This is a genomic window from Empedobacter sp. UBA2044 (assembly GCF_002333005.1).
In the GTDB taxonomy this organism is placed as follows: Bacteria; Bacteroidota; Bacteroidia; order Flavobacteriales; family Weeksellaceae; genus Empedobacter; species Empedobacter falsenii_B.
Genome location: NZ_DDBA01000020.1, coordinates 1 through 13,663, shown reverse-complemented (window position 1 = coordinate 13,663; position 13,663 = coordinate 1). Strand labels below are relative to the sequence as shown.

Below are 13,663 nucleotides of genomic sequence, written 5' to 3'. Positions count from 1 at the left end.
ACTATATTTTATAATTCGAAATCTAAACTAACCCCTAATTTTTTTGCAATTATAGCGTTTACTCGATTTGAGATTTGTGGAATTTGCACATGTCGTAAAGCGTCTGCAGCAAAAGCATACAATAACATTGCTTTCGCTTCTTTTTTTGGAATACCACGTTGTTGCATATAGAATAAAGATTCTTCTTCTAATTGCCCAACTGTACATCCATGTGAACATTTTACATCATCAGCAAAGATCTCTAATTGAGGTTTTGTATTAATTGAAGCTCCATCAGATAATAAAACATTATTATTTTGTTGGAATGCATTCAATTTTTGTGCTTCTTTGTGTACATAGATTTTACCATTGAAAACACCTTGTGCTTTCTCATCATAAATCCCTTTGTACAATTCGTGCGACTCACAATTCGGGAAATTATGCTCCACAAATGTATGATGATCGATATGTTGTTTTCCATCAATCACCGTAATTCCGTCCATTACAGAGTTACAATTTTCTCCATTCTGGAAGAAATTCAAATTGTTACGAACAATTTTTCCTCCAAAAGCAAACGTAAATACATTTGCACGAGAATCTCTTTCTTGATTGATGTATGTATTATCAACTAAAGAAGCATCGTTAGAATCATTTTGGAATTTGTACCAATGAATCTCAGAATTACGTCCAACATTCACCTCCGAAACAACATTTGTTAAGTTTGCTTTTTCGTCTAATGTTTGATGTCTTTCGATAATTTGAACTTGCGCATTATCTCCAACTACAACCAAATTACGTGGTTGATACATCGCTTCTTGAGAAGCTCCTGTTGAGAAATAAACAATCTGAATTGGCTTAGATAAAATTACATTATTTGGAACATAAATGTAAGCTCCATCTTTTGCAAAAGCTGTATTTAAAGCAACTAAACTTTCACCTTTTTTCGCAATTTTTCCGTAATAATTCTCAATTACAGCTTGATGAGTTGTTTTATGCATTGCGCTTGACAAGACACAAATATCAGCTTCATCATGTGTTGTATTTGACAAAAACGAAGAATATTTTCCATTAATGAATACGATTGTGTACGTATCGATATCATTAATCAAATATTTCTTGATGTCTTTGTACTCAATTGCAACTTCGTCTTCTGGGAACAATTTGTAATCCACCTTCAACAAAGGAGCAAGATTTGTATATTTCCATTCTTCGTCTTTACGTGTCGGAAAACCTTTTTGATTAAAGATTTCGATGGCTTCTTGACGTAAACCTTCGATTTCTTTATTCACTTTGTTTTTTTCGTTGAACACTAAATGACGAGAAACTAAATTTTCTTTTAAATCAATCATTTTAGATATTGTATTAATGTATTATGTAAGAAGTAAAAAGTACTTTGGACTTAATACATTTTACATTTTACAAAATGTTTAGATTCCTGCTTCTTCTTTTACCCAGTCGTAACCTTTTGCTTCTAATTCTAAAGCTAATTCTTTACCACCAGATTTAATGATTTTTCCGTCTGCTAAAACGTGTACAAAATCAGGAACGATATAGTCTAATAAACGTTGGTAGTGTGTAATTACTAACACTCCATTGTTTTCATTTTTGAATTCGTTTACACCATCCGCAACAATACGTAAAGCATCAATATCTAAACCAGAATCAGTTTCATCTAAGATGGCTAATTTTGGGTTTAACATTAACATTTGGAAAATTTCGTTACGTTTTTTCTCACCTCCAGAGAAACCTTCGTTAAGCGAACGAGATAAGAAATCTTTTTTGATTCCTAATAATTCAGCTTTTGCACGAATTTCTTTCAACATTTCAGAAGCTCCCATTTCTTCTAAACCTTGCGCTTTACGCGTTTCGTTGATAGAAGTTTTGATGAAGTTTGTTACAGAAACTCCAGGAATTTCGATTGGATATTGGAAAGACATAAAAATTCCTTTTTGTGCTCTTTCTTCTGGTGCTAATTCTAAGATTGATTCATTATCAAACTCGATATCACCATCGGTTACTTCGTAATCTTCTTTACCTGTAATAACGTTAGATAAAGTTGATTTTCCTGCACCATTAGGTCCCATAATCGCGTGAACTTCACCTGGATTAATTTGAAGGTTTAAACCTTTTAAAATTTCGCGCTCTTCGATACGAGCATGTAAGTCTTTTATATTTAATAACATAATCTAATTTGTAAATTAGTTAATGTGATAATTCTTTAATTATCTTGATTTTGATGTACTTATAATTTTATTCACAATTTTAGAAATGTTTACCAATTTATCAGATAAACTTTCTGTATTTGGATAATTTTTAGATAATTGACATAATTCTAACCAATACTTGGTTTCATCAATTTCTTTTGCTGCAATCTTAAACTTGTGAATAAAATCATTCAAGCTTTCAGCGTTTTGAGCTTCTCTAATATTTGCTCCTATTGAAGTTCCTGATTTTAATAATTGATTTGAAATAACAAATTTCTTATCCAATTCAAGTTCTTCACAATATTCTATAATTAATAGTGAAAATTCTAAAGTTAATTTTAAAATGATATTATCTTTTTCCATCATTAACTCATTAACAAATTATCACATCAACTCATTATTAATAACTATCCTACAGAACCTTCTAATGAGATTTCTAATAATTTTTTCGCTTCAACGGCAAACTCCATTGGTAATTTGTCTAATACTTCGCGGCTAAATCCGTTTACGATTAATGCAATCGCTTTTTCAGTATCGATACCACGTTGATTACAATAGAACAATTGATCTTCACCAATTTTAGAAGTTGTTGCTTCGTGTTCTAATTGAGCCGATTTATTTTCGATTTCGATGTAAGGGAAAGTATGCGCACCACACTCGTTACCCATCAACAATGAATCACATTGAGAGAAGTTACGTGCTCCTTCAGCGTTTTTCATCACTTTCACCAAACCACGGTAAGAGTTTTGAGATTTACCAGCAGAAATACCTTTCGAAATAATTGTCGATTTCGTATTCTTACCGATGTGAATCATTTTTGTTCCTGTATCCGCTTGTTGATAATTATTTGTTACCGCAATTGAGTAAAACTCACCTACCGAATTATCTCCTTTTAAGATACAAGATGGATATTTCCATGTTACCGCAGAACCTGTTTCAACTTGCGTCCACGATACTTTTGCATTTTTCTCGCAAACTGCACGTTTTGTTACAAAGTTGAAAACTCCACCTTTTCCTTTATCATCACCAGGATACCAGTTTTGTACAGTAGAATATTTGATCTCAGCATCATCCATAATGATTAACTCAACCACAGCAGCGTGTAATTGGTTTTCATCACGCATTGGCGCTGTACAACCTTCTAAATACGAAACATAAGCACCTTCGTCCGCAATTAATAAAGTACGCTCAAACTGTCCTGTTCCTGCAGAGTTGATACGGAAATACGTTGATAATTCCATTGGACAACGAACACCTTTTGGAATATAACAGAATGATCCGTCCGAGAAAACTGCCGAGTTTAAAGCTGCATAAAAGTTATCTGTTGGCGGAACTACTTTACCAATGTATTTTTTCACCAATTCTGGATGTTCTTTAATTGCTTCCGAAATTGACATAAAAATAATTCCTTTTTCTGCTAATGTTTCGCGGAAAGTTGTTTTTACTGAAACTGAATCAAAAACCACATCAATCGCAACTCCAGACAAACGTTTTTGTTCATCTAAAGAAATTCCTAATTTCTCGAAAGTCTTTAATAATTCAGGATCAACTTCGTCTAAACTTGCTAATTCTTTCTTTGGTTTTGGAGCTGCATAATACTGAATAGCCTGAAAATCTGGCTTTTCGTAAGTTACGTTTGCCCATTCTGGTTCTTCCATTTTAACCCAAGCGCGGTAAGCTTCCAAACGCCATTCCGTCATCCACTCAGGCTCCTCTTTTTTGGCTGAAATAGCACGCACGATATCTTCATTCAATCCAACTGGGAATTCTTCATATTCCATTTCAGTCGTCCAACCAAACTCATATTGCTTTTGGCTAGCAAGATCTTCACGTAGATCGTCTTCTGTATATTTTGTGTTACTCATCTTATTATTTATAAAATGTATAGGTAAAATTAAACTGTAAAGGTTGCTGTTTATCAGCTTTATTTCCTAAAAATTTGAATTCTTTTAATCGTTGATTTTGATCTAAAATCACCTCAAATTGTGGTTGATTATTTTTCGAAATCTGATATTTATTTTGAGCAATTAATTTAATTTCTGACCAAGGTCCTTCTACCAAATTAATTTTTTCTGTTTTTTGCGCAACATCTGGTGTATATTCTTTTATTTTGAATGGCACCTGAAATGTCGAATTGCTATAACAAATCTTATTAATGTCTTGACCTAATGATTTTGTAATTCTACAATCGTGCATTAATCGATCTTCGAAACCAATTTTCTGCTCCATATAGGTTTTCTTCAACATCACATCTCCTTCTAACCAAATGATATCAAATAGTTTATTTCCGTTTTTGACATACATATTTTCTTGGTCATAAAAGAATTGATTTGTTTTTACTTCACTTCCTTTTCTTGCTATTGTTTCGGCAGAAATTACACCATCTTTGTACGTATAACTTACTTTAGTTGGTGTTGCAACCTCATCTGTCAATTCAAAATCAAGAAGATTTCCTGTCGCATCATAATTTGCTTTGTACGCAACTTTTTTGTTTGATGCATTGGTAATGGTGATTGTTTTGATTTTTGATTCGTCTAAATCCAACGCTTTTATAAAAGGTTTTACATTAAACAAACCGAAAAATAGTTGTTCTGAATAAGCTTTATTCAATTTTTTTGAAGATTCGGTTGGTTGAAAAACCATCAAATCTTTTCTACAATTGTATTTTGTCCAAAAGCAACAAAACCAATCAAAAACGTAACAAATAAAGCTATTTTTTTCATCTTAAACAGCAAAACTTTCTCCACAACCGCACGTGCGCGATGCATTTGGATTATTGAATACGAAACCTTTTCCATTCAATCCTCCTGAATATTCTAATGTCATTCCAACAAGGTATAAAAATGATTTTTTGTCAACCAAAATTCTTACGCCATTGTCGTCAAACAATTTGTCATCTGCACTTTGTTCTTTCGTAAACTCTAAATTATAGTTTAAACCTGAACATCCTCCACTCGTAACTCCTACACGAACAAAAGATTCTTCGATAGAAGTTCCTTCTTCTTGTAAAAGTGAAATTATTTTATTTTTTGCTGATTCTGAAACCTTAATCATTTGATTCTAATTTTATATTGCAAAGGTACTTATTTAAAATGACTTCAAATAATGAACGATATAAATATTAACAATCGCTTAAGTTATATTATTTATCGCCAACTTACAATTGGATCAAATTACTTCAATCCCAATTTGTTTCGTGTACGTTTCAATACTTTTTGTGCAACACCTCTTGCTTTCAATGCTCCATTTTCTAAAAATGCATCCAAAGTCACTTTATCATTCATCAATTCATCAAACTTAGTACGCGCATCAGCATATTTCTCTAAAATCAATTCGTATAAAGCCTGTTTTGCATGACCATATCCGTAACCTCCATTCAAATAATTTTGACGCATTTCCTCTATTTGTTCTGGCGTTGCCAATAATTTGTATAAAGCAAAAACATTGTCTGTATCTGGATTTTTTGGATCTTCTAATGGCGTTGAATCCGTTTCAATCGACATTACTTGCTTGCGCAATTGTTTTTCTGGTAAGAAAATATTGATGAAATTATTTCTTGATTTAGACATTTTGTTTCCATCAGTTCCTGGAATCAACATAATATTTTCGTCGATTGCAGCTTGTGGTAAAACAAAATTTTCTCCCATTTGGTGATTGAATTTTTCGGCAACACTACGTGTAATTTCTAAATGTTGCAATTGATCTTTCCCAACAGGTACAACTTCAGCATCATACAATAAAATATCCGCAGCCATCAAAATTGGATACGTAAATAATCCAGCATTTACATCTGCTAAATAATCTGCTTTATCCTTGAAAGAATGCGCTAAAGTAAGACGTTGAAATGGAAAGAAGTTCAATAAATACCATGTTAATTCTGTTGTTTCAGTCACATCAGATTGACGGTAAAAAACTACTTTCGAAGGATCTAAACCTAATGCCAGCCAAGTTGCAGCCACTTCGTACGTATTTTGTTTTAACACTTCCGCGTCTTTAATTTGCGTTAAAGCGTGTAAATCAGCAATAAAAATGAAAGAGTCATTTCCTTCTTTCTCCGTTAATTCGATTGCGGGAGAAATTGCTCCTAAAATATTTCCTAAGTGCGGAGTTCCAGTAGCTTGAACTCCTGTAAGTATTCTTGGCATTTGTTTAAAAATTTAAGGAACAAAGATAAACTTAATCAACGAAATGCACCAATTGTAACGAGAAGTTTATTTGAATTAATTGACAAGAATGACGAAAAACATATGGATCAACTAAAAAATCTTCCCAATTTGTCGAAATGGCCATGTGATTGTGCGACCTATTTTTCTAAAGAAAAGTGATTTCTTATGATAAACAACTTCACCTAAAAGAACATCTCCAGTTTCTGTTTTTATATTTTGACACACAGAAGGGTTTGTAAAAGTAAATTCTTTAATTCCAAAACTACCATATTCTAATGTATAAGAATCTTGGTTTTTCGGAACTTTTATTTTAAACTCACCATTTTCATTTGTATATACAATATTTTTCGAATTTTTAAGGTTCACAGGAATATCATATTCTGGAAAACCATTACCATCATTAATAATTCCTTGTACAATAATCGAATCATTCTCAGTTTGTGCTTTTATAATAGTTGAAAAGCTCAAAAATCCAACTAAAGAAGAAAGTTGTAACCATCTTTTGGATTGATTAGAAATAGATTTTGAAGCTTCGTATGAATTAAACTGTTCTAAATTTCTAGTTTTAATTTTTACACAAGCGGCAGGATTATCATTCAGAAAAGTTTTTAATTCTTTGAATGAATAATGATCCAAATCGTGAACACATTTTGAACAAACATCACAAAACTTTTGTTGTGCGTTTGTATCAGCCATTTCGTTCCAATTTTGATTACATTTTTTATCAATTTGTAGCTGCATAAAAATCTACTTTTCAATAAAATTAAACTTTTTTCGAAAATTTTTCAAACCTCAACCAACCTTTATGCAAAAAGATGAATCTATAAAGAAAAAAGATTCATTAACCTTAAATTATATTGATATGAGTAACAAAGCTTTTTTAGACATTCTTTTCGAAAATCGAAACAAAGAATATGGTGCGTATCAACTAAGACAAGTTGCAAGCCAAGATTTGATGAAGTCTCTTTTTGTAGGGATTGGTATTGTTGCATTAATTACTGGTGGAACTATTTATGCAAATAATAAAACAATGAATAATGAAATAACAAAAAAAGATGATGGTGTAATTGTTATTTTAGATAATGTGACTCCTCCTGATAAAAAAATAGAAGAAGTAACTCCTCCAAAAGAAGATCCACCGATGGAAGAAAAAACAATTCAATTGAAAACAGATCAGGCGAAACATATTATTCCGACTCCAACAGAGAGTCCGAAAGTTGAAGAAACTATAAAATCTGTTGACGAACTAAAAGGAAAAGATTTAGGCGTTTTTGATAGAAATGGTGATAAATCTAATGGACAAGTTGGTGGTGGAGAAGTAAGTGACGAAGGAAATAAAGTAGGTAAACAAAATACGGACATTCCAGAAGGTCCAAAAACTCCAGAACCTAAAAAACCTGATGTTGCAATTACAGCGAAAAATGCTGCAGTAATGGCAATTTATCCTGGTTGTGAAAGTGAGAGCAAAAAAGGAAATGCAGCTTTAACAAAATGTATGAGTGATAAAATCTCGAAAGAGTTAGGTGGAGAATTAAGTGATTTTGCCGAAACTGCTTCTCGAAATAATATTGGTTCAGCGATTGCAAAAATGCAATTTATTGTAAACAAAAATGGAGAAATCTCGCAAGTAAAACCATTAAGCGGAAGTAATCAAGATTTAGGGAAAGAAGCTAAATCTGCGTTAGAACGTATCAATAAACAAATTCTAAGAAAAGGTAAAAAAATAACGCCTGCAAAGTTAGAAGATGGTTCGGATGCAAATTTAATCTTTTCAATTCCTGTTAGATTTCAAACAAACGAATAATTAATAATACTTTTCTTTCTGAAACCATTGCATTCATTTTTTTGAGTGTGATGGTTTCTATTGTTTAAGAAATTGAATATCTATTCAGAAAAAGTTCTTTTAAATGCATATTTGTCGTATAAAATTTAAGTTTTAAGTCAATCTTAACACAATAAAATTGTAACTTCGTCGCGAATTATGAATAAGAATATTGTTTACGGATTGATTGGTTTCGGTTATTTTTTGATCGGAATTTTTACTTGGAAATATCAGTTTTTCATCATCAAATTAGATGAAACAAAAGCGATGTTATTGGGTATTTTATTTATTGTTTATGGCGCTTTTCGTGTTTATCGCGGTATAAAATCTTATAAAAATGATCAAAAAAATTAGTTTACTTTCACTTTCGGCCTTTCTTATTTTTTCTACTTTTAGTTGTAAAGACAAGGAAAAAACAACAAAAGCAGAACAAAAAACTGCTGTAAAGCGCGCTTTGCACGAATATGGAGATTTGGCAATGACGGTAGATCCAAGTTTTAAAAATTTGGCGCAGTCGTTGGCAGATATGTACATGGTTGATTATCCAGATGTGAAAATTACGATTAACGAAGAAATTGAAGAAAAAGCAATCAAAGATTTTTACGAAGGTAAAATTCCTGTTTTGATGGTAAGTAAACCGCTTACAAAAGCACAACAACAACATTTATTCGACAAAACAACAACCAAATATATTTCGTCTGTTATTGCTTTGGACGCTACAGTTTTTATTACTTCTGTTGATAATCCAATCAATTCTATTACGGTAAATAGTATTAAGGACAATTTATACAAAAAAGATCCGAAAATAACGTTTGTTTACGATCATCCAAACTCAGCGAATTTCAATACAATAAATGATAAACTGAAATTATCTGTAGAAAATGGAGCGAAAGTAACAGCGATGGGTGATGCTGAAAAAGTGATTGATTATGTGCAAAAAGATAAAACTGCAATCGGAATTATTGGATTGAATATTTTGAGTGACAAAGGAAATCCAAAAGTTGAAGAATATCTTAAAAAGGTAAAAATATTATCAATTGCAGATGATAAAGGAAATTTAGCATTGCCAACTATTCCGAATTTGAAATATGGTGTTTATCCTTTTTATCGTCAAATTTATATTTTGAAAAATGAAGTTGGTTTCGGAATTGGAGCTGGTTTCACAAGGTTTGCAGGTTCGCAACGTGGACAAAAAATTGTAACACGCGAAAGTCTTCAACCTTATTATATTTATAAACGTGAAGTTCAGATTAATAATATAGAACAACCCTTACAATAAAAACAGAAAACCTTCCGAAATGGAAGGTTTTTTTTGGTTATTGAAACGATTATTAAAATCGTAATTTATAAATTTTATAATCATCAATTTATGGTGAAAAATTCTTATATAATTCCTTTTCATTAATCAAATCTTGCTCCCCACGGATTTTGCAAATCGAAACCTAAACTAAATAACATTCCGTTCTTGCGACCATCAACTTGATAATCTGATAAACCAATATCGTAGGAAATTCCAGCTTTTAAAGAACCAACTTTAAACTTTAGGATTGGTGAAACAAACAACGGATTGCTATTTTTAGAATCCATTCCTTGCTTGTACCCTACTCCAATATCAACGCCTTGATTATTGTCTCCAAAACCAATATGCGACATCAAGTTTATATCCAAATGACGCTCCGAATTCGAGTTCAAATTATACACCAAAGAAGGTTCTAACGCAATTCCTTCGGAAACGTTCCATTTATATCCAACATTGAAATAATACCACGTTGGCAAAGGCTCTACATTGTTCACATAATACACATTTTGGCTTAACGGAATATCCAAAACCGACACTCCAGCGGAGAAACCAGCATATTTGAAAGATAATCCCAAATTCGCAAAATATGTAGAATATTTATCTTCTTGTAAAGCAGGGTCATTCGGATCTTCTGCGATAATTTTTGAATAATCAAAACGTTGCGAAACATTAGAAGCACCAACACCGAAAGAGAAAACATTGATTTCGTCTCCATCATAACTTCTATCATCAATAGGAATGTGATATGCTGCATTAATTCCGAAACCAGTCATTTTAACTGCCCCATTTCTATCGTTGAAAAATTGCATTCCCAACGCCAAACGATCTACAATAATTCCGTGAGCACTTACCGTTTGTGTACTTGGACTTTCAGGTAAATCGTCCCACTGATTGCGATGCGTTCCTGTTATAGAAATCACATTCGGGTCTTGTCCTGCGTACGAAGGATTAATTAACATTTTATCGCTCACCAAATAATGATTGTAAAACGGTAACCCTTGTTGTGCTTCTATTTTCGAAAGTGAAAATAGTGTTAATATGAATAGTGTTATTTTTTTCATAAATATTTTTCAATCAATTAATTGATTTTTCGTTTAACTAATATACTACCAGAATATAAAACTTGCAAATCATCTGATTGCTTCGAGAATTCTAACAAATACCAATATGTCCCATCTGCAACAGGTTTACCATTTAGCGTTCCGTCCCATTTTATAATATCTGTTCCTTCTTGTGTCAATATCTGTTTTCCGTACGGTCAAAAATAATCAATTTGTACGAATTTGATGTATCGGTAACTTTACCATCTTTTGTCATTGGTTGCCAAATATCATTAAAACCATCATTATTTGGTGTTACAACATTTGGTAAAGCAAGGTAAATAACATTTTTACGCTCCGAAACTCCACAATTATTCAATCTTACTCTTACTGTAAAATTATTATTTTTGATATTATCTGGAATAATTAATTCATTCTTTGTTTGCCAATCTACAATTACTTTTCCATCAGAATCAAACAACGCATATTCTAACTTTCCATTTCCTTTTGCAGAAACAATTATACTTTTTTCGTTGATTGTAATTTTATCAATTGTAGGCAATACTGAAAGAGAAACAACTAACGTTTTAACAATAGAACAACCCGATAATTTATCTTCAATTGTAATTTTATAATTACCTGCATCAAGCTCAAAAATATATGTTCCTAAAATTCTAGTTCCATCTTCTTTTTCTACCTCATAATAATACTTATCGTAATCTGTTTGAGTTGTAAAATCTAAATTGTACAAGTCTCCTGAACAAACTTCTCCCGTTGGTGAAACTGTTATTGTTGGCAAAGTATTTATTTTGTAATAAAACTTAATCGTTGCAATACCACAATAATTTGGATCATCAAAATTAATATTCACAAAACCTTCTTCTGAATTAAATTGATTATAAATTTCGTCAACTGATGATTTAGAAACCAATGTTGGATATTGCGATTTGATGTAATCTAAAATTGCTTTAATTTGATTTTTTGCATTTTCATCTTCACCTTCACAGTAAACAATTTCGTTTGTAAATGTATAAGTTTCATCGACAATTAAATCAGGTTTTTTATTGACAGTTAAATCTACATTCATTGAACATGTATCACTCAATCTATTTTTAAATTCTACGGAAATATTCAAAGAAGTATTTCCACCAAAATCTAATTCTCTTTGAACAGGATTTCCTCTTATATATTCTACTCCTTCAATATAAATTTTATAATCAAATACATTTGATCCGAAATTATCTCTCAATAAATTATCATCAATTGTTAAGGTTTCTCCTTCGCAAAATTCATCTGAATATATTTCAGATGCTACATTTGGTTGGTTAACTGTTTTTACAATCAATTCCATTTGTTCTGATAGACAACTTTCACCAACTTTCCTTACTTTAAAAACTAATGTTTGATTAGAATTCGCACCAACAATAACTGGTGAAAATGGTGTTCCATCTAAATTAATAATATCAAAATCTGCAATGTTTAAAATTCCAAATTCATCTTTAATGTGTTCTTTTATTTTATCTACTTCAAAAGTATAGTCTTGTGTCACACCTAAACAACCAGGATTGAATAAAACTTCAAAAGATTTTGTAGGAATAGAAGAAGCATTTAACGTAATTTTCAACGGAACTGTAGATTCACAAAAACCAGCTTTATTTCCGTTGATTGATAAATTAAAATCTGTTTGAGTAGCCGTTCTTATAATTAAATCGTATAAACTCTGTAATTGCAATTCGGTATAACTTGTGCCATTGTAATTTAAATCTAAAGTTACTGAATTATCATTTTTTTTCACCTCATTCATCATCTTCTGGAATTCAGAAAAATAAAAATCACTTCTGCAAAAAGTTAAAGTCAAATTATCCAAATCTACATTTGTTTTTTTTCTTAACTGTAAACTCTACAATATTACTTGTACAAGATGCATCAGAACGATCTTCAATCTGAACATTAAACTTAGCTTCATTCCCAATAAAATTATAAGGTGTTGTTGGCATATTCACTAAACGATAAATAGTTGAGTCAACTCCTAAAGCAGTTAAAATTTCAGCTTCTGATAAAATTTCAGTATTACAAACTTCTGCAAATTTTCCAGAAGGTAAAATAGGATTTGAGTTAATTAGCTTAAATTCAACTTCTCTTGAAAATAAATCTATAGAACAGAACTCAGCACCAATATATTTTAATTTGATTCTATAATTATTAGAATTATTTAAAGGAATATTTCCATTAACAATTGCGTCATCAACATATACTTCATAATCTGCATATTTAGAGGAATTAATAGATGGAGATATTCTACTAATTAAATCCTCTTTTAAAAAAGTTATTGACGTAGCACAATATTGTTCTGTTTTGTTTTGAACTGTATAAATCAACTCTGGAATAAATTTGAATTTTATAGATTTATAGATATAAACTAATTTATTAGAATTATCATAAACTCTGGCATACAAAATTTGTTCTATTCCGTTAATATAGCTGATATTATCATTTGTAGATGTATTATCTGGTTTATAAAATTCTATATTCCCAACATTTATACTTGGGTCTGAAACTCTAATATCATTTATAATTTTGGTCTTCACATCTGATAATAAATAATCATCTGTATAACAATGGTTATCAAAAACAAGATTATCTACTGTTTTAGCTCCACTAATTGTTAACTCTAAAATTGGATTATCTGTACCATAAATTGCTATTACAATAATTTCTCCTTCTTTTAACTTACTTCCATTTTCAAAAGCACTTACAAAACCATCTGTAGAATTTGATATACAATCATTTAATTTACCACCCTTTAAACCCTTCTCTTTTGTTATGTTACTATAAACAGCTCTAATTGGATTTATAGTTGTATATTCATTAGAACTTGAACCTGTTCTTACAAAAATATCATTAGGATTCGAATTTTTCGAAAGTCTCCATAACATAAAATGGAATTTATCAATATTTCCTTTCAATGTAAATTCAAAATCCATATCATTCGGTGCTACGTAATAATAAAAATTATAATAGCCAGTTGTATGGAACTCACAATTCATTAAACGTGGAACAAAAGAATTTACACTTTCGTTAGGTAATGTTATTCCAGAAGTTACTATATCATTAATTTTATTTATTAAAGGATGTGTAATCTTCCCTAAAAA

At 31.0% G+C, this 13,663-nt stretch carries 15 protein-coding genes; 3 read left to right on the top strand and 12 right to left on the bottom strand.

All coding sequences use genetic code 11. The annotated features are described in order from the left end of the window. Window positions 1–8: 8 nt before the first annotated feature. The 8 genes from sufD to B4E59_RS02675 form a co-directional block, all read right to left on the bottom strand. Complete coding sequence (sufD, locus tag B4E59_RS02710; protein ID WP_291051193.1) at window positions 9–1,328, bottom strand: Fe-S cluster assembly protein SufD; 1,320 nt, start codon at window positions 1,326–1,328, stop codon at window positions 9–11. Between the two features lie 78 nt (window positions 1,329–1,406). Further along, the gene (sufC, locus tag B4E59_RS02705; RefSeq protein WP_219035199.1) at window positions 1,407–2,162 is read right to left on the bottom strand and encodes a Fe-S cluster assembly ATPase SufC; all 756 of its coding nucleotides are present in this window, start codon (window positions 2,160–2,162) and stop codon (window positions 1,407–1,409) included. 39 nt (window positions 2,163–2,201) lie between these two features. Continuing rightward, window positions 2,202–2,546: a four helix bundle protein gene (locus tag B4E59_RS02700; protein WP_219035200.1), complete on the bottom strand. Its 345-nt coding sequence runs from the start codon at window positions 2,544–2,546 to the stop codon at window positions 2,202–2,204. 44 nt (window positions 2,547–2,590) lie between these two features. Next, window positions 2,591–4,048, bottom strand: coding sequence for a Fe-S cluster assembly protein SufB (gene sufB, locus B4E59_RS02695; protein WP_114999857.1), 1,458 nt, complete (start codon window positions 4,046–4,048; stop codon window positions 2,591–2,593). Window positions 4,049–4,052: 4 nt separating this feature from the next. After that, window positions 4,053–4,826 (bottom strand): hypothetical protein, encoded by a 774-nt coding sequence (locus tag B4E59_RS02690; protein ID WP_291051190.1) that lies wholly within the window; start codon window positions 4,824–4,826, stop codon window positions 4,053–4,055. Between the two features lie 81 nt (window positions 4,827–4,907). After that, entirely contained in the window at window positions 4,908–5,237 is a 330-nt protein-coding gene (locus tag B4E59_RS02685; RefSeq protein ID WP_180906272.1) for a HesB/IscA family protein, read from the bottom strand. Window positions 5,238–5,356: 119 nt separating this feature from the next. Then, window positions 5,357–6,328: a tryptophan--tRNA ligase gene (gene trpS / locus B4E59_RS02680; RefSeq protein ID WP_221854568.1), complete on the bottom strand. Its 972-nt coding sequence runs from the start codon at window positions 6,326–6,328 to the stop codon at window positions 5,357–5,359. Between the two features lie 111 nt (window positions 6,329–6,439). Further along, window positions 6,440–7,090: a peptidase associated/transthyretin-like domain-containing protein gene (locus tag B4E59_RS02675; RefSeq protein ID WP_291051185.1), complete on the bottom strand. Its 651-nt coding sequence runs from the start codon at window positions 7,088–7,090 to the stop codon at window positions 6,440–6,442. A 64-nt stretch (window positions 7,091–7,154) separates the two neighbouring features. Between B4E59_RS02675 and B4E59_RS02670 the strand changes: the two genes are divergently transcribed. From B4E59_RS02670 to B4E59_RS02660, 3 genes are all read left to right on the top strand, one after another. After that, window positions 7,155–8,153: an energy transducer TonB gene (locus B4E59_RS02670; RefSeq protein WP_291051182.1), complete on the top strand. Its 999-nt coding sequence runs from the start codon at window positions 7,155–7,157 to the stop codon at window positions 8,151–8,153. 177 nt (window positions 8,154–8,330) lie between these two features. After that, window positions 8,331–8,525, top strand: coding sequence for a C4-dicarboxylate ABC transporter (locus B4E59_RS02665; RefSeq protein ID WP_219035204.1), 195 nt, complete (start codon window positions 8,331–8,333; stop codon window positions 8,523–8,525). Further along, entirely contained in the window at window positions 8,509–9,450 is a 942-nt protein-coding gene (locus B4E59_RS02660) for a PstS family phosphate ABC transporter substrate-binding protein (RefSeq protein WP_291051178.1), read from the top strand. The genes B4E59_RS02665 and B4E59_RS02660 overlap by 17 nt, the downstream gene beginning before the upstream one ends. Before the next feature lie 122 nt (window positions 9,451–9,572). Here B4E59_RS02660 and B4E59_RS02655 read toward each other — a convergent pair whose 3' ends face one another. The 4 genes from B4E59_RS02655 to B4E59_RS02640 all read right to left on the bottom strand — a co-directional run. Further along, on the bottom strand, window positions 9,573–10,532 hold the full coding sequence (locus tag B4E59_RS02655; protein WP_221854572.1) for a PorP/SprF family type IX secretion system membrane protein: 960 nt from the start codon (window positions 10,530–10,532) through the stop codon (window positions 9,573–9,575). A gap of 17 nt (window positions 10,533–10,549) precedes the next feature. Then, window positions 10,550–10,711 (bottom strand): T9SS type B sorting domain-containing protein, encoded by a 162-nt coding sequence (locus B4E59_RS02650; RefSeq protein ID WP_291051174.1) that lies wholly within the window; start codon window positions 10,709–10,711, stop codon window positions 10,550–10,552. Continuing rightward, a complete protein-coding gene (locus B4E59_RS02645; RefSeq protein WP_291051171.1) occupies window positions 10,708–12,378 on the bottom strand; it encodes a T9SS type B sorting domain-containing protein in 1,671 nt (556 codons plus the stop codon). Before B4E59_RS02645 ends, B4E59_RS02650 begins: the two co-directional genes overlap by 4 nt. Then, on the bottom strand, window positions 12,371–13,663 hold a 1,293-nt coding region (locus B4E59_RS02640), incomplete at its 5' end, for a hypothetical protein (protein WP_291047508.1). The genes B4E59_RS02640 and B4E59_RS02645, both read right to left, overlap by 8 nt.

Coding starts and splice junctions, on each gene's coding strand:
- sufD (WP_291051193.1), bottom strand. CDS start 1,328: ATGATTGATTTAAAAGAAAATTTAGTTTCTCGTCATTTAGTGTTCAAC.
- sufC (WP_219035199.1), bottom strand. CDS start 2,162: ATGTTATTAAATATAAAAGACTTACATGCTCGTATCGAAGAGCGCGAA.
- B4E59_RS02700 (WP_219035200.1), bottom strand. CDS start 2,546: ATGGAAAAAGATAATATCATTTTAAAATTAACTTTAGAATTTTCACTA.
- sufB (WP_114999857.1), bottom strand. CDS start 4,048: ATGAGTAACACAAAATATACAGAAGACGATCTACGTGAAGATCTTGCT.
- B4E59_RS02690 (WP_291051190.1), bottom strand. CDS start 4,826: ATGGTTTTTCAACCAACCGAATCTTCAAAAAAATTGAATAAAGCTTAT.
- B4E59_RS02685 (WP_180906272.1), bottom strand. CDS start 5,237: ATGATTAAGGTTTCAGAATCAGCAAAAAATAAAATAATTTCACTTTTA.
- trpS (WP_221854568.1), bottom strand. CDS start 6,328: ATGCCAAGAATACTTACAGGAGTTCAAGCTACTGGAACTCCGCACTTA.
- B4E59_RS02675 (WP_291051185.1), bottom strand. CDS start 7,090: ATGCAGCTACAAATTGATAAAAAATGTAATCAAAATTGGAACGAAATG.
- B4E59_RS02670 (WP_291051182.1), top strand. CDS start 7,155: ATGCAAAAAGATGAATCTATAAAGAAAAAAGATTCATTAACCTTAAAT.
- B4E59_RS02665 (WP_219035204.1), top strand. CDS start 8,331: ATGAATAAGAATATTGTTTACGGATTGATTGGTTTCGGTTATTTTTTG.
- B4E59_RS02660 (WP_291051178.1), top strand. CDS start 8,509: ATGATCAAAAAAATTAGTTTACTTTCACTTTCGGCCTTTCTTATTTTT.
- B4E59_RS02655 (WP_221854572.1), bottom strand. CDS start 10,532: ATGAAAAAAATAACACTATTCATATTAACACTATTTTCACTTTCGAAA.